Raw genomic sequence first — 16,193 nt, 5'->3', positions numbered from 1 at the left:
GACGCGTCTCCCCTGATGGATCCGTGATCCGTCCCACATCATATATTTTCCCGCCGCAATGGCCCCAATGCCAGTTACTTCGACTAAGTCCACTACTCTGCTCGTCATTGACTAGAAATGGTCCCGGGTGCGGGGTCAGGAAAGAGAAGGCGATGAACAAGACGATCAAGGTTGCGGTGGCCCTGTCGGCCGCCGGGGTGCTGGCCTTGACGGGGTGCTCCAGTGACTCGTCCAGCGACAGTGGCGACACCGTCAACGTCGTTGGTTACTCCGTTCTCCAGCAGGCCAACGAGGGCGTCATCGACGCCTTCAAGGACACCGATGCCGGCAAGGGTGTCGACATCAAGGGCTCGTACGGCGCCTCGGGCGACCAGAGCCGTGCCGTCGTCGCCGGCCAGAAGGCCGACGAGGTGCACCTGTCGCTGGAGCCCGACGTGACCCGCCTGGTCGACGAGGGCATCGTCGCGAAGGACTGGAAGGACAACGACACCAAGGGCATCTGCACGACGTCCGTCGTGGTCATGGTCGTCAAGTCCGGCAACCCCAAGGGCATCGACAGCTGGGACGACCTGGCCAAGCCCGGCGTCGGCATCGTCACCCCGAACCCCGCGTCCTCCGGCTCCGCCAAGTGGAACCTCCTCGCGGCGTACGGCTCCGTCATCGGCGACGGTGGCAGCGAGGCCGACGCCGAGACGTACATGAAGAGCTTCTTCGACAACGTCGTCGCGCTGCCCGACTCGGGTCGCGACGCGACCACCGCCTTCACCAGCGGCACCGGCGACGTCCTCCTCTCCTACGAGAACGAGGCCATCCTGGCCCGCCAGAGCGGCACCGACTTCGACTACGTCATCCCCGACTCGACCCTGCTCATCGAGAACCCGTGCGCCCTGACGAAGGACGCCTCGGACTCGGCGAAGGCGTTCCTCGACTTCCAGAAGAGCGCCGACGGCCAGAAGCTGTACGCCGAGACCGGCTACCGCCCGCTGGTCGACGTGGGTGACGTCGAGGTCGACGGAGCCAACGACTCGAGCGACCCGTACCCGGACCCGGCGAAGCTGCTGACCATCGACCAGGACTTCGGTGGCTGGGCCGAGGCCAACACGAAGTTCTTCGACGAGAACGACGGCATCCTCACCAAGATCCAGGCGGAATCGGGCCAGTAATGGCCTCAGCCGTAGCAGTGGGCGGCCGGCCGGCGCGAAAGCGCCGGTCGGCCTCGTCCGGTTCTCTGACCCGAGGGTCGGCCTTCGGGCTCGGCGTCTCCATGATCTGGTTCAGCCTGCTGGTCCTGATCCCGCTCTCCGCGATCATCGTCAAGGCCGCCGGCGGCGGCCTGTCGACGTTCACGGACGTCCTCACCAACGACAACACCCGGGCCGCGCTCGGCCTCACCGTGGTGTCGTCGCTCATCATCACCGCGATCAACATGGTGATGGGCACGATCATCGCGTGGGTCCTGGTCCGGGACCGGTTCCCCGGCAAGGGGCTGCTGGACCTGATCATCGACATCCCGTTCGCGATGCCGACGATCGTCGCCGGCCTGGTGCTGCTGTCGCTGTACGGCCCCGAGAGCCCGATCGGCGTGGAGGTCAACAGCACCCGCTGGGCGGTGCTCCTCGCGATCGCCTTCGTGACGCTGCCGTTCGTGGTGCGCACGGTGCAGCCGGTGCTCGAGGAGCTCGACACCGACGTGGAGGACGCCGCGGCGTCACTCGGTGCGACCCGGTTCACGACGTTCCGCCGGGTCGTCCTGCCGTCGCTGGTGCCCGCGATCTTCGCCGGTGCCGCGCTGTCCTTCGCTCGAGGGATCAGCGAGTACGGCGCGCTGGTGCTCATCAGCGGCAACCTGCCCCGCAAGACCGAGGTCGTCTCGGTGCGGCTCTTCTCGTTCCTCGAGGGCGGCAACACCGAGGCCGCTGCTGCGGTGGCGACGATCATGCTGCTGGTCGCGCTCCTCGCGATCGTGGCGCTCGACGTGATCCAGCGACGGGTGGCCCGACGTGGCTAGCCGGGGGAGCACGGCGGTCGCGAACCAGTCGTCGGTCGTGAAGTGGGTGCTGCGGTTCCTGGTCATCGGCTACCTGCTGATGCTGGTCGCGTGGCCCACGGCGTACGTCGTCAAGCACACCTTCGCCGACGGCCTCACGGGCATCCAGGACGCGCTCGCCGACCCCGACGTCGTGCACGCGCTCAAGCTGACGGCCCAGATCGCGGTGATCGCGGTCATCATCAACACCGTCTTCGGTGTCGGGATGTCGCTGCTGCTGGTGCGCAAGACCTTCATCGGCAAGCGCGCGCTGTCGGTGCTGATCGACCTGCCGCTGTCGGTGTCGCCGGTCGTCGTCGGCCTCGCCCTGGTGCTGGTCTACAACGGCCGGTTCGGGTGGTTCGGGCCGTGGCTGGAGGACCACGGGATCCAGGTCATCTTCGCCAAGCCCGGCATGATCATGGCGACCTGCTTCGTGATCCTGCCGCTGGTCATCCGCGAGGTCGTCCCGGTGCTCGAGGAGCTCGGCGACGACCAGGAGCAGGCCGCCCGCAGCCTCGGGGCCAACGCGCGGCAGACCTTCATGCGGATCACCCTGCCTGGCATCAAGTGGGCGGTCGTGTACGGCGTGGTGCTGAGCCTCGCCCGCGCCCTCGGTGAGTTCGGGGCCGTCAAGGTCGTCGCCGGCAACGTCGGCGGCGAGACCCAGGTGGCCACCGTCCTCGTCCAGCAGAAGTACCAGAACTTCCAGCAGGAAACGGCGTACTCCGTGGCATTCATGCTCGTCTTCATGGCGGTGCTGTGCCTGGTCGTCGTCGCCCTGCTGCGTCCTAAGGAGCAAGAATCGTGAGCATCGAGATCAAGGGCGTCAACAAGAAGTTCGGGGACTTCGTCGCGCTCGACGACGTCAACGTGTCGCTGCCCACCGGCCAGCTGACCGCCCTGCTGGGGCCGTCGGGTGGTGGCAAGTCGACCCTCCTGCGGATCATCGCGGGCCTCGACTCGGCGGACACCGGGACGATCAGCATCGAGGGCACCAACGCCACCGAGCTGCCGCCCCAGAAGCGCAACGTCGGCTTCGTCTTCCAGCACTACGCGGTCTTCAAGCACATGACGGTGGCGAAGAACGTCGCCTTCGGCCTGGAGATCCGCAAGCGTCCCAAGGCTGAGGTGGCGGAGAAGGTCGACGAGCTGCTCCGCCTGGTGCACCTGTCGCAGTTCGCCCACCGGCTGCCGTCGCAGCTCTCGGGCGGTCAGCGTCAGCGGATGGCACTGGCGCGCGCGCTCGCCGTCGAGCCGACGGTGCTGCTGCTCGACGAGCCGTTCGGCGCGCTCGACGCGAAGGTCCGCAAGGAGCTGCGCGACTGGCTGCGTCGCCTGCACGACGAGGTGCACGTGACGACGGTTTTCGTGACGCACGACCAGGAGGAGGCCATGGAGGTCGCCGACGAGATCGTCGTCATCAACGAGGGCCGGGTCGAGCAGGTCGGCACCCCCGACCAGCTGTACGACGAGCCGGCGAACGACTTCGTGATGGGCTTCCTGGGCGAGATCACCACGCTCAACGGCGTGATGCTGCGCCCGCACGACGTGCACATCTCGTTGACCCCGCAGCTGCCCGGTGCCGCAGAGGGCACCATCTCCCGGCTGCTCCGGGTCGGCTTCGAGGTGCGCGCCACGGTGCTCACCGACGACGGCGACGAGGTCACCGTCGTGCTCACCCGCACGCATGCCCGTCAGCTCGGCCTCGAGACCGGTGTCCGGGTCTGGGTCACCGCGGCCTCGGGCGCCCTGACGATGCCGTCGCTGAGCGTCGCTCGCTGATCAGGGGCGGACCGAGGCCACGAGGCGACGCGCGTCGTCGGCCTCGGTCCGCCACTGGCTCGGCCGTGCGCTCCAGGTGACCCACGCGTCCCCGGCGTCGACGGTGACCGCCCGCCAGGTGCCCGTGGGCGCCTGGAACTCTCCGGGCTTCCTGCGCACCGTGAGCCAGGTCAGCCGGTCCGAGCCGGGCTCGTAGCGGACGTCGGTGACGCTCCTGCGGGAGCGCAGCCGGTCGGCGCGCTCGGCGAGCGTGAGGCTCGGACGCGGCTCGATCTCGGCGTACCGCAGCAGCGACGCCCGGCCGGGGCGCAGGTAGAGATGGCAGCTGTTGCCGTAGCTGTCGATGGACTCGGTCTGCGGGATTGGCGGCCGGAAGGTCACGGTGAGGCCGCGCGCGCGGCACGTGCTCCGGTCGCTGTGCACCAGCCCCACGCTGCGGCGTACCGCGCGGGAGGTCGCCGCATCGGGGCCCTTGCGGTGCGGCGTGGTCCAGCTCAGGCGTACGCCGCGGGCCTGCACCGTCCAGACGTCGAGGTCCTGCCCGTCGCAGTAGCAGTAGTAGGTCAGCCGCTCGCCGCGGTGCCGGCCGAAGACCGGCACGTCGGCCGCGTAGGCGATGTCGCTGACCGAGTCGTCCCCGCCCTCGTCCTCGAAGGGGTCGACCTCCCGCTTCTTCACCGCCTCGAGGGTCTCCAGAGGCCCGACCGAGAGCGACAGGTCGCGGCCGAAGCCGGGCCCGGTGAAGTCGCATCCGGCCCCGCCGCGCGACGTCGCGGCGTACCCCGGCGGCACGCTGACCCGGACGGCGAGGCCGGAGCTCCGGTCCGGGCGGCGCAGGTCGGAGCACTGGGTGAACGTGAACCCTCCTGGCACCGCCGCCGTCGCGGGTCGGAACGGCTCGGGGTCCTGCCGGGGCGCGCTCACCGTGGGTCCGGCGGCGCTGTGGGGCTCGGCGCCACCGCTCGAGCACCCGGCGGTCGCGAGCGCGACCGCCAGGAGCAGGGTGGCGAGGCGGCTCACCGGTAGTTGGTGAACTGCACCGCGAAGTCGTAGTCCTGCTGCTTGACCAGGGCCTGCACGGCCTGGAGGTCGTCGCGCTTCTTGGAGGAGATGCGCAGCTCGTCGCCCTGGATCTGCGCCTTCACGCCCTTGGGGCCCTCGTCGCGGATCAGCTTCGAGATCTTCTTCGCGTCCTCCGAGGAGATGCCCTCCTTGAGTGCGATCCCGATCTTGGACTGCTGGCCGGACTGGCGCGGCTCGGAGGCGTCCAGGATCTTCAGGCTCTGCTGCCGCTTGATCAGCTTGTCCTTGAAGACGTCGAGGACCGCGTTGGCCCGGTCGTCGGCCGACGCGGAGATCTCGATCGCCTCGTCGCCCTGCCACTCGATGGTGGCGCCGGTGCCCTTGAAGTCGAACCGGGTCGCGATCTCCCGGGCCGTCTGGCCGAGCGCGTTGTCGACCTCCTGGCGGTCGATCTTGCTGACGATGTCGAACGACGAGTCGGCCATCTTCACTCCTCCGGTCTGCTGCGCCAACGAGGGCGCCTGAGTTTTCGTGTGCCGCGGGGGCTGCGCTATTGTTTCGCCTTGTTGTCGTCGAGCCAAACGGCTCTCGAGAACACCCCCAGGCAGGTTGCCCGAGCGGCCAATGGGAGCGGACTGTAAATCCGTCGGCTTTGCCTTCGAAGGTTCGAATCCTTCACCTGCCACAGGGAACGCTGGCCCTCGCCTCAGGCGGGGGCCAGCGTGGTTTCCGGTGCGTTCAGCTGGCGCTGGTCGGCGGCAGGCGTCGGTCCAGGAGCGGATACACGGCGCGAGCGTTGCCCTCGCACACCGCGAGACGCTGGCTCTCCGTGAGCGGGCTGCGCTCGACGTACCGGAGGGTGTCGTCGAAGTAGTGGCCGGTCGTCGGGTCGATGCCGCGGACGGCGCCGACCATCTCGGAGCCGAAAAGGACGTTGCGGGCGTCGATCACCGAGGTCAGCAGGTCGATGCCGGGCTGGTGGTAGACACAGGTGTCGAAGAAGACGTTGCCCATCAGGTGGTCCTGCAGCGGGGGCCTGCCGAGCATGTCGGCGAGCCCCCGGTAGCGGCCCCAGTGGTACGGCACAGCGCCGCCGCCGTGCGGGATGACCAGGCGCAGCTCCGGGAACTGCGTGAAGAGGTCGCCCTGGAGCAGCTGCATGAACGCCGTGGTGTCGGCGTTGAGGTAGTGCGCGCCGGTCGCGTGGAAGGCCGGATTGCAGCTCGCCGACACGTGCACCATTGCGGGCACGTCGAGCTCGCACATCGCCTCGTAGATCGGGAACCAGTAGGGGTCCGTCAGCGGGGGAGCGGTCCAGTGGCCGCCGCTCGGGTCCGGGTTGAGGTTGAGCCCGACGAAGCCGAGGTCGACGACGCGGCGCAGCTCGGCCACGGCGGCGTCCAGAGGGTCGCCGGCGGTCTGGGGCAGCTGGGCGACGCCGGCGAAGTTGTCGGGGAACAGCTCGACCACCCGGGCGATCAGGTCGTTGCTGACCTGGGCCCACCGCGTGCTGACCGCCAGGTCGCCCTCGTGGTGGCCCATCGCGGAAGCGCGGGGGGAGAAGAGCGTCAGGTCGGTGCCCCGCTCGCGTTGGAGCCGCAGCTGGTTGGCCTCGATCGACTCGCGGATCTCGTCATCGGAGAGGCGGGGGTACGCCGGTGCCGGGTCCCCTGCGGCGTACGCCGCGAGCTGCGCCTCCCGCCACCCGGTGTGCGCGGCCGGGGCGGTCGTGTAGTGGCCGTGACAGTCGATGATCACGCGTCCTCCGCACCTTGATTGTTAACCATTTTGTTCTCAGATAGGGTGCGACTGTACACAGGAACCGTCGGGAAGTGGAACGCGCTGCCGACGTCGGTCACTAGAGTCGAGGGTCATGAGCGCCACGTCAGCAGCGGAGCCCGTCGAGCCGGCCGGCCGTGCCGACGCGGTCGCCGACCGGATCCGCGCGACGATCCTCGCCGGTGACTTCGTGCCCGGCCAGCGCCTTGTCGAGGCCGAGCTGAGCGACGCGTTCGGCGCCAGCCGTGGGGCCGTGCGCGCCGCTCTCCTCCAGCTCGACCACGAGGGTCTCGTGGAGCGGGTCGCCAACCGTGGCGCCCGCGTGCGCGCGGTCAGCGTCGAGGAGGCGGTCGCGATCACCGAGGTGCGGATGGTGGTCGAGGGACTGTGTGCCGCGAAGGCTGCCGAGAACGTCACGGACGCCGACATCACTGAGCTGCGAGACATCGGACGCCGGATGCAGGAGGCCGTCCGCGCCGGCGAGATCGTCGTGTACTCGCAGCTCAACACCATGCTCCACGACCGGGTGCGCGAGCTCGCGGGCCAGCCGGTCGCGACCGAGGTGCTGTCCCGGTTGCTGGCCCGCAACGTGCGTCACCAGTTCCGCCTGGCGCTGCGCCCGGGGCGTCCTCAGGTGTCCCTGCCCGAGCACCTCGCGATCATCGACGAGATCTGCTCGCGCAGCCCCGAGGGCGCCGAGCGGGCGGCTCGCCGCCACGTCGCCAGCGTCATCGAGGCGCTCCGCGACGCCACCTGAGTCGCCGACATCCCTGCGGTCGACGGCGATCGACGCCTGCGTCGGTCGCCGAACAGTGTCTGCTCTTTTGAGAGCAAGATTGTTCTTCACATTGTGAACAATCGGTTGTAGTCTCCGTCACACGTGGCCGTCGGAGGCCCGGTCTGCGCCTCGCGCGGAACTTCACCATCGAGGAGACTCCATGCACCTGACGAACCTGCGCGGCACCCGCCGGCGCCGCATGGCCGTCGCCGCCCTGCTCGCCCTGTCGGTCAGCCTCACCGCCTGCGGCGGGAGCGACAGCGGCGGTGGGGACACGGGCGCGGACGGCACGACGAGCATCACCGTCGGCGTGATCCCGATCATCGACGTCGCCCCCATCTACCTCGGGATCAAGCAGGGCTTCTTCGAGGACGAGGGCCTGGACCTGAAGCTCGAGACCGCCGAGGGCGGCGCGGCGATCGTGCCCGGCGTGATGAGCGGCCAGTACCAGTTCGGATTCAGCAACAGCGTCTCGCTGATGCTGGCGCAGTCGCAGGGCCTGGACATCAAGGCGGTCTCGGCGGGGGTGGCCTCGACCGGCAAGGACGGCAACGACTTCGGCGGCGTCGTCGTGCCCGCCGACAGCGACATCAAGTCCGCCAAGGACCTGGCCGGCAAGAAGATCGCGGTCAACACCCTCAAGAACATCAACACCGTGACCATCAACGAGGCGGTCCGCGCCGACGGCGGCGACCCCTCCACGATCGAGTACGTCGAGCTCGGCTTCCCGGACATCGCTCCCGCGGTCGAGAGCGGCGACGTCGACGCCGGCCAGCTGGTCGAGCCGTTCCTGACGATCGCGGCCGGCAACGGCGACCGCCAGGTGTCGTCGAACTACGTCGCGACCGACCCGAGCCTGATGGTCGGCCTGTACTTCACCTCGGCCAAGTACATGGACGAGAACCCGGACGTGGTCGACGGCTTCACCGCCGCGATGACGAAGTCGCTCGAGTACGCCACCGACCACCCGGACGAGGCGCGGGCCATCCTCAGCGAGTACACCGACATCGACGCGGGCGTCCAGGAGAAGGTCGTGCTGCCGGCCTGGCCGACCGAGATCGGCACGGACTCGATCGACAAGCTCGCCGACCTGATGGTCGAGGACAAGCTCGTCGACTCCAAGCCTGACTCGAGCGCGCTGCTGCCGTGACCGTTGCCGTCCATCCGACCTCGACCGGCGCCCGTCGCGGCACCGGTCGGGGTCGTGACGCCGTGCCCGGGGCGCTCGGCCTCCTCACCGTCGTCGCGCTGTGGGAGATCCTGCCGACCGCCGGGGTCGTCAACCCTGAATACCTGCCGCCCTTCACCGAGGTCGCGTCCGCGCTCGCCGACCAGCTCGGGACCAGCACCTTCTGGACCGCGCTCGGGCAGACCCTGCGCGGCTGGGCGATCGGGCTCGCGATCTCGATGGTCGCCGGCATCGTCGTCGGCATGCTGATCGGGAGCTCGCGCCTGGCGCGGGAGCTGACCGCCTCCACCATCGAGTTCCTGCGGCCGATCCCGTCGGTCGCCCTGATCCCCCTCGTCGTGCTCCTCTACGGGAGCCAGCCGAAGTCGGCCCTGGTGCTGGTCGTCTACGCCGCGTTCTGGCAGGTGCTCGTCCAGGTGCTGTACGGCGTCGCCGACGTCGACCCCGTCATCCGGGACACCGCACGGTCCTACCGGTTCTCCCGGTGGGCGCGCTTCCGGCAGGTCGTGTGGCCGACCGCGCTGCCGTACGTCGTGACCGGCTTCCGGCTCGCCGCGGCCGTCGCCCTCATCCTCGAGATCACCGCCGAGCTCGTGATCGGAGTACCCGGTCTGGGGCAGCGCGTCGGCGTGGCCCGGTCCTCCGGCGCGACCGACACGATGTACGCCCTCGTGGTGGTCGTCGGCCTGATCGGCGTCGCCGTCAACGCCTCCGCGCGCACCGTCGAGCGACGCGTGCTGCGCTGGCACCCGTCGGTGCGGAGGGAGAGCGCATGAGGATCCGGCACCTGCTCCTCCAGCTGCTGAAGGCGGTCGCGCTCCCGATCGTGCTCGTCACGATCTGGTGGGTCGCGTCCGCGGACAGCACCAGCTTCTTCTGGCCGCCGCTCTCGGAGATCGTGAAGACGTTCCCCGAGACCTGGGACTGGGATCGCATCCAGCACGACGTGCTACCCAGCCTCGCGCGCCTGGCGATCGGCTACACGATCGCGCTCGTCGTGGGAGTCGCCCTGGGGAGCGCGATCGGCCTCTCGCGCACCCTGCGCGCGTTCCTGGAGCCGACGCTGGAGTTCTTCCGGGCGATCCCGCCGCCGATCCTGGTGCCGGTGATCGCCGTCTTCGCCGGCTACACGGGCTGGACCGGCAAGATCATCACGATCGCGCTCGGCTGCCTCTGGCCGATCCTGCTCAATGCCGTCGAGGGCGTCCGAGGGCTCGACGAGGTCCTCGTCGACACCGCCCGCAGCTACCGGCTCCGCCGCCGGACCCGCTTCGCCCAGCTGGTCCTGCGCGGCTCGAGCCCGCAGGTCGCCGTCGGCGCCCGGCAGGCGCTCTCGATCGGCGTCATCGTGATGGTGATCAGCGAGCTGTTCGGCGCCAACCGCGGGCTCGGCGCCTCGATTGTGCAGTTCCAGCGTTCGTTCGCGATCCCGCAGATGTGGACCGGCATCATCCTGCTCGGTCTCATCGGCTTCGCGCTCTCGGTGGTCTTCCGGATCGTCGAGCACTACTCCCTCGCCTGGTACCGCGGCCTGCGCCAGGCCGACCGGGGAGCGTGACATGACCAGCACCCAGATCCCAGGAGCCACCGACGTGACCGACCCCGCGACCGACCCTGCGACCGACCTCGCCCTCGACGTACGCGGCCTGAAGAAGGTGTACGACGGCCAGGGGCGCAGCGTCGAGGCCGTCCGCGACCTCACGTTCTCCATCGAGCGCGGCTCCCTGGTCTGCATCGTCGGCCCGTCGGGCGCAGGCAAGACCACGCTGCTGCGCTGCATCGCCGGCCTGCTCGGCATCACCGACGGCGAGGTGGTCCTCGACGGCGAGCGGGTCACGAGCCCGCCGGCCGGCATGGCCGTGGTGTTCCAGGAGTACGGGCGCAGCCTCTTCCCCTGGATGACCGTGCGCCAGAACGTCGAGCTGCCGCTGAAGGAGAAGGGGCTCAGGAGGGCCGAGCGCCGGCGCCTCGTCGACGAGGCGCTCGCTGCGGTCGGGCTCACCGACAGCGAGGACGCCCACCCCTGGCAGCTCTCGGGCGGCATGCAGCAGCGGGTCGCGATCGCGCGGGCGGTCGCCTACGAGCCGACCGTGCTGCTGATGGACGAGCCCTTCGCCGCCGTCGACGCGCAGACCCGTGCCGACCTGGAGGACCTGGTGCGCACGCTCTGGAAGCGGCTCGGCGTGACCGTCCTCTTCGTCACCCACGACATCGACGAGGCGGTCTACCTCGGCCAGCGGGTGCTGGTGCTCTCGAACCGGCCGACCGTGATCCTCGAGGACGTCGCGATCGACCTCCCCGACGAGCGCGACCAGCTCGAGACCCGGTCGACGCCGAGGTTCGCGGAGCTGCGGCACCACGTCTACGAGCTGATCCAGCAGGCCAAGCGCGGCCACCGGCCCGACGGTGAGGCGCCGGCGTGAGGACCGTGATCGTCACGGACGTCCCCCACCCCGACGCCGACCACGTCGAGCGGCTCCGGTCGTACGGCGTCGCGACGATCCACGAGGCGCTGGGACGCACCGGCAGCCTCGGTCCCGACCTGCGTCCGGTCCAGCAGGGCCTGACCATCGCCGGGCGCGCGGTCACCGCGCTGTGCTGGCCCGGCGACAACCTGATGATCCACGCCGCCATCGAGCAGTGCGGGCCGGGCGACGTCCTGGTGGTCGCGACGGTTACGCCCAGCGGCCACGGCATGTTCGGTGACCTCTTCGCCACCGCACTGCGGCACCGTGGCGTCCCCGGCGTCGTCATCGACGCGGGAGTGCGCGACACCGAGACGTTGCGGGAGATGGGCTTCGGGGCCTGGTCGCGCCACGTCTCGCCGCAGGGCACCGTCAAGGCCAGCGCCGGCAGCGTCAACCTGCCTGTCGTCATCGGCGGTCAGGTGGTCGAGCCCGGAGACGTGGTCGTCGCGGACGATGACGGCGTCGTCTGCGTGCCCCGGCTCCGCACCGGCGAGGCGGTCGACGCCGCAGCGGCCCGCGCGGCCAAGGAGGACGCGACCCGCGCGGCCTTCGAGGAGGGCGAGCTGGGCCTGGACCGCTACGGGCTGCGGCCGCTGCTCGAGCGGCTCGGCGTCACCTACGAGCCGTGGCGGGAGGGTCGGTGACGGGCGTCCGGTGTGCGCTGATGCGCGGCGGCACGTCCAAGGGCGCGGTCTTCGTGGCGGACGACCTGCCGTCCGACCCGGCCCGGCGTGACGCGCTGCTGCTGCGCATCATGGGCAGTCCCGACGCCCGCCAGATCGACGGCCTGGGCGGCGCCCACCCGCTCACCAGCAAGGTGGCGGTCGTGTCCCCGTCCGACGACCCGGACGTCGACGTCGACTACCTCTTCCTCCAGGTCGCCGTCGACCGACCCAGCGTCTCCGCCTCGCAGACCTGCGGGAACATGCTCGCCGCCGTCGGGCCGTTCGCGATCGAGCGCGGTCTCGTGCCCGCCGCCGACGGCAGCACCGAGGTGCGGGTGCGGCTCGCCAACACCGGCGCCCTCGCGACCCTGCGGGTCCGGACGCCGGGAGGCGTGGTCACCTACGCCGGCGACACGGAGGTCACGGGGGTGCCCGGCACCGCGGCGGCCGTCGAGGTCGTCGCGGTCCCGACCGGCAAGCCGCTCTTCCCGACCGGCCACGAGCAGGACCACCTCGCCGATCACGACGTCACCTGCGTCGACAACGGGATGCCGTGCGTGGTCGTCCGCGCCGAGGACCTCGGCGTGACCGGCGCCGAGTCCCCGGCGGACCTCGAGGCCGACGACGCCCTGCTCCACGCCGTACGCCGGATCCGCGCCGCGGCCGCCGAGGCGATGGGTCTCGGCAGCGACCTGGACTCGATGACCGTGCCCAAGATCGTGCTGGTCGCGCCACCAGCGGCCGGTGGAGCCGTGCTCACCCGCAGCTTCATCCCGGAGCGCGTGCACCAGGCGATCGGCGTGCTGGCCGCAGCCTCGGTGGCCGCCGCCCTCCGGGCCGGGGGCTCCGTCGCGCACGGGCTCGCCGACCTGCCCGCCGACGGCGACCCGCTGCGCATCGAGCACCCGACCGGCTTCCTCGACGTCAACGTCGACGGCGCGGCCACCTCGGTGGTCCGCACCGCGCGCCTGCTCATGGACGGGTTCGTCCACCCCGGGCCCGAGCGGATCCGGCCGACCGACCTGGAGGAGATCCTGTGAACCCCGCACGCGGCGACATCGCCCACCTCGGACATGCGGAGCTGCTGACGCCCGACCTGGACGGGACCGTCTGGTTCTTCACCGAGATCCTCGGCCTGACCGAGACGAAGCGCGTCGGTGGCTCGGTGCACCTGCGGACCTTCGACGACTACGAGCTGACCAGCCTGGTCGTCACCGCCCACGAGACCAACGGCCTGCGCCGGATGGCACTGCGAGCCTCGAGCCCCGAGGCCCTCGAGCGGCGGGCGGCCGCGTGCATCGAGGCGGGCCGCGCGGGGGAGTGGGTCGACGGCGAGGCCGGGGCCGGCCGCACCTTCCGCACCACCGACCCCGACGGTCACCTCTTCGACCTCTACTACGACACCGAGTACTACGTCGCGCCCGACGACCTGCGCCCCTCGCTGAAGAACCAGCCGCAGGCCAGGCCCAACCGCGGCGTCGGCGTACGCCGCCTCGACCACGTGAACTACCTGGCCGCCGACGTCCTCGCCAATGCCGAGTTCATCGAGCACACGCTGGGCGGCCGGCCCACCGAGCAGATCAAGCTCGACTCCGGCAAGGTCGCGGCGCGGTGGATGACCTTCAACAACAAGTCCTACGACGTCGTCTACACCGAGGACTGGACCGGGACCGAGGGGCGGCTGCACCACATCGCGTTCGCGACCGACGAGCGCAACGACATCCTGCGCGCCGCCGACCTGTGCATCGACCGGGGCGTCCACATCGAGACCGGCCCGCACAAGCACGCGATCCAGCAGACGTTCTTCCTCTACGTCTGGGAGCCCGGCGGCAACCGGATCGAGCTGTGCAACCCGCTCACCCGCCTCGTCCTCGCCCCCGACTGGCCGATGGTCACCTGGACCGAGGAGGAGCGCAAGAAGGGGCAGGCCTGGGGCCTGCAGACGATCTCCACGTTCCACACCCACGGGATGCCGCCCGTCGGCTGATCGCCGCTCCAGCACGCTGGAGGTTTGTCGCGGACCGCGATCGGTCACTGTCCCGGTGTCGCGGGGGGCGATGAACAAGGAGAACATCATGGGTTACGGCGTCGGCGTCTTCCTGCTTGCCCTCGGCCTGATCCTGGCGCTCGCCGTCCAGGACTCCCTCTCCGGCGTGGACCTGACCATGGTCGGCTGGATCCTCGCGGCTGTGGGCGTGCTCGCGCTGGTCCTCACCGCGGTCACCCTCAACCGTCGTGGTCAGGGGTCGCACACGCGGGCGACCACGACCCGGGCGGACGGCAGCCAGACCGTCCGTGAGTCCCGCACGGACCTCTGAGGAGAGGGCACAGGTCCACCCATGACGGTCACGATGCCCGTCCCGAGCGCCACCGAGCGTCCCGAGCCGCCCCTGCACGAGCACGCGTGGCGGCTGCAGGCCGTGTGGCACGAGGACGGCGTGGCGACCGAGGAGTTCGGGTGCTCCGGGTGCGGGCGGGTCACCTTCCGGTGACCGATCGACCCGGGATGTAACGCTCCGGACCGGTCACGACATGTGCAGGTGCCGGCGGTCCCCACCTGTCGCGTCCCCCCGCGTTGGGACCGCCGGCACCTAGACGCGCACCAGCACGTCGCGCGTGAGCTCGGCGATCGACGCGTAGCCGTTCAGTCCCATGGTCAGGTCCGCCTCGGCGAGCAGGCACGAGAGCACGAACTCGACGCCGGCCGTCCCGCCGAGGACCGCGCCGTAGCCGTACGGCCGGCCGATGCCGACCGCCGTCGCACCGAGAGCGAGCGCCTTGACGACGTCGACGCCGGAGCGCACGCCGGAGTCGAAGAGCACCGGCATCCCCTCGGCGGCGTCGACGACCCCGGGCAGCAGGTCGAGCGCCGGTGCGCTGGCGGCCTGACGACCTCCGTGGTTGGAGCAGTAGATGCCGTCGACGCCGGCGTCCTTTGCCCGGCGTACGTCGTCGGGGTGGCAGATCCCCTTGAGCAGCAGAGGCAGGTCGGTGAGCTCACGCAGCCAGGCGAGGTCGTCCCAGGTGAGGGCCGGGTTGCCGAACGTGAAGGCCCACTGGATCGCCGCCGCGCCCAAGTCATCCTCGGGCGACTTCTCGAGCTTGGACCGGAAGACGGGGTCGGTGAAGTAGTTGGCCAGGCAGGCGCCGCGCAGCTGTGGGAAGGTCGCGTGCTGGAGGTCGCGGGGCCGGTAGCCGAGCGACCAGGTGTCGAGCGTGACCACGATGCCGCGGAAGCCGGCTGCCTCGGCGCGGTGCACGAAGCTCTCGGCGAGCTCGCGGTCGTTGGGCGTGTAGAGCTGGAAGAAGCCCGGGGTGTCGCCCAGCGCCGCGGCGACGTCCTCCATCGGGTCCTGCATGAGGGTCGAGGCCACCATCGGCACGCCGGACGACGCGGCTGCCGCAGCCGTGGCCACGTCGCCGTGCTCGTCGTCGGTCATCACGCCGAGCACGCCGATCGGCGCCATGAAGACCGGCGCCGGCAGCCGGTGGCCGAAGAGGTCGACCGACAGGTCGCGCTCGGCGGCACCGGAGAGCATCCGCGGCAGGATGCCCCAGCGCTCGAAGGCAGCGACGTTGCCGCGCTGCGTGTGCTCGTCGCCCGCACCGCCGGAGACGTAGTCCCACAGCCGGTGCTCCATCTTCTCCTGCGCCGCGGCCTCGAGGCCGGCGAAGGTGAGCGGGTACGCCGGCGTCTCGCCGCCGAGGCCGGCGAAGTAGAGCCCGAGCTGGAAGTCGGAGTAGTTGGCCATGCGGCCCATCCAAGCAGTCAGGTGCGGGCGACGCCCGGGATCCGGTAGCCGTTGATCGAGTCGGCCCACCCGACGTACGTCAGGTGCCACTCGCGGGTCAGCCTGCTCAGCGAGATGGTCGCGACGACACCCGAGCCGCCGGCGTCGCTGGAGCGCACCCGGCCGTGGCCGACGGAGATCGCGATGTGCCCGGCGCCGGCGCTGCCGCCGGTCCAGTAGACCGCCGCGCCCTTCGGCGGGGTGACGTCGTGGGGGTGCCGGCCCGTGGCGTGGTCCCAGGCGGTGGCCGCGGTCGAGTAGCGCGACGGGATGTCGGCCTGCTCGCGCGCCCACCCGAGGCACTGGCCCGGGATGTTGTACGTCGAGGCCTCGGCTGAAGCGACCGTCTCGGCGGCGTCGCTGCTCGCCACCGGCACCGTGGGGATCGGCTTGCGGACGATCGGGATCGACGGCCGGACGCGCTGCTCGACCTCGCGGGTGGCGGTGCGGTCGAAGTCGCGCGACGCGAGCGGCTCACGTGCGTCGGACGACGCCCCGGCTGCCGCGGCCGGCGTACGCGCCGGGACGGCGTCGGCCACCGGCGTGGGGAGCGGGGTGAGGTGACGATGGCCGGCGACGACCGCCGTGATCGCGACGATCGTCACCGCGAGCACGACGACGACCCAGCGGGGCGCGTTCGCGGCGCGGTCGAGCATGGACGGGGACGATGACAACTGCTGACTCCTTCA

Annotated in this window: 19 protein-coding genes and 1 tRNA gene; 15 read left to right on the top strand and 5 right to left on the bottom strand. The window is 70.6% G+C overall.

Annotated elements, in window-relative coordinates:
- The first annotated feature begins 152 nt into the window (after positions 1 to 152).
- From ASC77_RS19350 to ASC77_RS19335, 4 genes are read left to right on the top strand one after another with little or no spacing between them, the layout of a single operon-like run.
- Positions 153 to 1,163, top strand: a complete 1,011-nt coding sequence (locus ASC77_RS19350; RefSeq protein WP_056156791.1) for a sulfate ABC transporter substrate-binding protein — start codon at positions 153 to 155, stop codon at positions 1,161 to 1,163.
- Positions 1,163 to 2,008: a sulfate ABC transporter permease subunit CysT gene (cysT, locus tag ASC77_RS19345; protein WP_056156789.1), complete on the top strand. Its 846-nt coding sequence runs from the start codon at positions 1,163 to 1,165 to the stop codon at positions 2,006 to 2,008. The genes ASC77_RS19350 and cysT overlap by 1 nt, the downstream gene beginning before the upstream one ends.
- Entirely contained in the window at positions 2,001 to 2,837 is an 837-nt protein-coding gene (locus tag ASC77_RS19340) for a sulfate ABC transporter permease (RefSeq protein ID WP_235547811.1), read from the top strand. Before cysT ends, ASC77_RS19340 begins: the two co-directional genes overlap by 8 nt.
- On the top strand, positions 2,834 to 3,811 hold the full coding sequence (locus ASC77_RS19335) for a sulfate/molybdate ABC transporter ATP-binding protein (RefSeq protein ID WP_056156788.1): 978 nt from the start codon (positions 2,834 to 2,836) through the stop codon (positions 3,809 to 3,811). Before ASC77_RS19340 ends, ASC77_RS19335 begins: the two co-directional genes overlap by 4 nt.
- On the opposite strand, the gene ASC77_RS19330 is transcribed toward ASC77_RS19335, so the two are convergent.
- Together ASC77_RS19330 and ASC77_RS19325 are read right to left on the bottom strand one after the other, a co-directional pair.
- Positions 3,812 to 4,831 carry a hypothetical protein gene (locus ASC77_RS19330; RefSeq protein WP_056156786.1) on the bottom strand — a complete coding sequence of 340 codons (1,020 nt, stop codon included), beginning with the start codon at positions 4,829 to 4,831 and terminating at the stop codon, positions 3,812 to 3,814.
- Complete coding sequence (locus ASC77_RS19325; RefSeq protein WP_056156784.1) at positions 4,828 to 5,319, bottom strand: YajQ family cyclic di-GMP-binding protein; 492 nt, start codon at positions 5,317 to 5,319, stop codon at positions 4,828 to 4,830. The genes ASC77_RS19330 and ASC77_RS19325 overlap by 4 nt, the downstream gene beginning before the upstream one ends.
- 118 nt (positions 5,320 to 5,437) lie before the next feature.
- Between ASC77_RS19325 and ASC77_RS19320 the strand changes: the two genes are divergently transcribed.
- Positions 5,438 to 5,519, top strand: a tRNA-Tyr gene (locus ASC77_RS19320).
- Positions 5,520 to 5,572: 53 nt separating this feature from the next.
- Here the strand turns inward: ASC77_RS19320 and ASC77_RS19315 are convergent.
- On the bottom strand, positions 5,573 to 6,592 hold the full coding sequence (locus tag ASC77_RS19315) for an amidohydrolase family protein (RefSeq protein WP_056156782.1): 1,020 nt from the start codon (positions 6,590 to 6,592) through the stop codon (positions 5,573 to 5,575).
- Positions 6,593 to 6,707: 115 nt separating this feature from the next.
- On the opposite strand from ASC77_RS19315, the gene ASC77_RS19310 reads away from it, so the two are divergent.
- The 10 genes from ASC77_RS19310 to ASC77_RS26785 all read left to right on the top strand — a co-directional run bounded on the left by ASC77_RS19310 (position 6,708) and on the right by ASC77_RS26785 (position 14,205).
- Positions 6,708 to 7,370 carry a GntR family transcriptional regulator gene (locus ASC77_RS19310; RefSeq protein ID WP_056156780.1) on the top strand — a complete coding sequence of 221 codons (663 nt, stop codon included), beginning with the start codon at positions 6,708 to 6,710 and terminating at the stop codon, positions 7,368 to 7,370.
- 181 nt (positions 7,371 to 7,551) lie between these two features.
- Positions 7,552 to 8,541, top strand: coding sequence for an ABC transporter substrate-binding protein (locus tag ASC77_RS19305; RefSeq protein ID WP_200945059.1), 990 nt, complete (start codon positions 7,552 to 7,554; stop codon positions 8,539 to 8,541).
- Positions 8,538 to 9,356: an ABC transporter permease gene (locus ASC77_RS19300; protein WP_056156778.1), complete on the top strand. Its 819-nt coding sequence runs from the start codon at positions 8,538 to 8,540 to the stop codon at positions 9,354 to 9,356. Before ASC77_RS19305 ends, ASC77_RS19300 begins: the two co-directional genes overlap by 4 nt.
- Positions 9,353 to 10,138: an ABC transporter permease gene (locus tag ASC77_RS19295; protein ID WP_056156775.1), complete on the top strand. Its 786-nt coding sequence runs from the start codon at positions 9,353 to 9,355 to the stop codon at positions 10,136 to 10,138. The genes ASC77_RS19300 and ASC77_RS19295 overlap by 4 nt, the downstream gene beginning before the upstream one ends.
- Position 10,139: 1 nt before the next feature.
- Positions 10,140 to 11,003 carry an ABC transporter ATP-binding protein gene (locus ASC77_RS19290; RefSeq protein ID WP_056156774.1) on the top strand — a complete coding sequence of 288 codons (864 nt, stop codon included), beginning with the start codon at positions 10,140 to 10,142 and terminating at the stop codon, positions 11,001 to 11,003.
- Complete coding sequence (locus ASC77_RS19285) at positions 11,000 to 11,692, top strand: 4-carboxy-4-hydroxy-2-oxoadipate aldolase/oxaloacetate decarboxylase (protein WP_056156772.1); 693 nt, start codon at positions 11,000 to 11,002, stop codon at positions 11,690 to 11,692. The genes ASC77_RS19290 and ASC77_RS19285 overlap by 4 nt, the downstream gene beginning before the upstream one ends.
- Positions 11,689 to 12,753 carry a 4-oxalomesaconate tautomerase gene (locus ASC77_RS19280; protein WP_056156769.1) on the top strand — a complete coding sequence of 355 codons (1,065 nt, stop codon included), beginning with the start codon at positions 11,689 to 11,691 and terminating at the stop codon, positions 12,751 to 12,753. The genes ASC77_RS19285 and ASC77_RS19280 overlap by 4 nt, the downstream gene beginning before the upstream one ends.
- Positions 12,750 to 13,700: a VOC family protein gene (locus ASC77_RS19275; protein ID WP_056156767.1), complete on the top strand. Its 951-nt coding sequence runs from the start codon at positions 12,750 to 12,752 to the stop codon at positions 13,698 to 13,700. The genes ASC77_RS19280 and ASC77_RS19275 overlap by 4 nt, the downstream gene beginning before the upstream one ends.
- An 88-nt stretch (positions 13,701 to 13,788) precedes the next feature.
- On the top strand, positions 13,789 to 14,031 hold the full coding sequence (locus tag ASC77_RS19270) for a DUF6458 family protein (protein WP_056157226.1): 243 nt from the start codon (positions 13,789 to 13,791) through the stop codon (positions 14,029 to 14,031).
- 21 nt (positions 14,032 to 14,052) lie between these two features.
- Positions 14,053 to 14,205, top strand: coding sequence for a hypothetical protein (locus ASC77_RS26785; RefSeq protein WP_156391192.1), 153 nt, complete (start codon positions 14,053 to 14,055; stop codon positions 14,203 to 14,205).
- A gap of 99 nt (positions 14,206 to 14,304) precedes the next feature.
- Here ASC77_RS26785 and ASC77_RS19265 read toward each other — a convergent pair whose 3' ends face one another.
- The gene (locus tag ASC77_RS19265) at positions 14,305 to 15,465 is read right to left on the bottom strand and encodes an alpha-hydroxy-acid oxidizing protein (protein ID WP_056156765.1); all 1,161 of its coding nucleotides are present in this window, start codon (positions 15,463 to 15,465) and stop codon (positions 14,305 to 14,307) included.
- Between the two features lie 17 nt (positions 15,466 to 15,482).
- Positions 15,483 to 16,160 (bottom strand): CHAP domain-containing protein, encoded by a 678-nt coding sequence (locus tag ASC77_RS19260; protein WP_056156763.1) that lies wholly within the window; start codon positions 16,158 to 16,160, stop codon positions 15,483 to 15,485.
- Between the last annotated feature and the right edge of the window lie 33 nt (positions 16,161 to 16,193).

Origin of the sequence: Nocardioides sp. Root1257 (assembly GCF_001425175.1) — a bacterium.
Lineage (GTDB): Bacteria > Actinomycetota > Actinomycetes > Propionibacteriales > Nocardioidaceae > Nocardioides.
This window is presented reverse-complemented; position numbering and strand designations above follow the sequence as displayed.

Coding starts and splice junctions, on each gene's coding strand:
- ASC77_RS19260 (WP_056156763.1), bottom strand. CDS start 16,160: ATGCTCGACCGCGCCGCGAACGCGCCCCGCTGGGTCGTCGTCGTGCTC.
- ASC77_RS19305 (WP_200945059.1), top strand. CDS start 7,552: ATGCACCTGACGAACCTGCGCGGCACCCGCCGGCGCCGCATGGCCGTC.
- ASC77_RS19310 (WP_056156780.1), top strand. CDS start 6,708: ATGAGCGCCACGTCAGCAGCGGAGCCCGTCGAGCCGGCCGGCCGTGCC.
- ASC77_RS19325 (WP_056156784.1), bottom strand. CDS start 5,319: ATGGCCGACTCGTCGTTCGACATCGTCAGCAAGATCGACCGCCAGGAG.
- ASC77_RS19350 (WP_056156791.1), top strand. CDS start 153: ATGAACAAGACGATCAAGGTTGCGGTGGCCCTGTCGGCCGCCGGGGTG.
- cysT (WP_056156789.1), top strand. CDS start 1,163: ATGGCCTCAGCCGTAGCAGTGGGCGGCCGGCCGGCGCGAAAGCGCCGG.
- ASC77_RS26785 (WP_156391192.1), top strand. CDS start 14,053: ATGACGGTCACGATGCCCGTCCCGAGCGCCACCGAGCGTCCCGAGCCG.
- ASC77_RS19290 (WP_056156774.1), top strand. CDS start 10,140: ATGACCAGCACCCAGATCCCAGGAGCCACCGACGTGACCGACCCCGCG.
- ASC77_RS19270 (WP_056157226.1), top strand. CDS start 13,789: ATGGGTTACGGCGTCGGCGTCTTCCTGCTTGCCCTCGGCCTGATCCTG.
- ASC77_RS19265 (WP_056156765.1), bottom strand. CDS start 15,465: ATGGCCAACTACTCCGACTTCCAGCTCGGGCTCTACTTCGCCGGCCTC.
- ASC77_RS19295 (WP_056156775.1), top strand. CDS start 9,353: ATGAGGATCCGGCACCTGCTCCTCCAGCTGCTGAAGGCGGTCGCGCTC.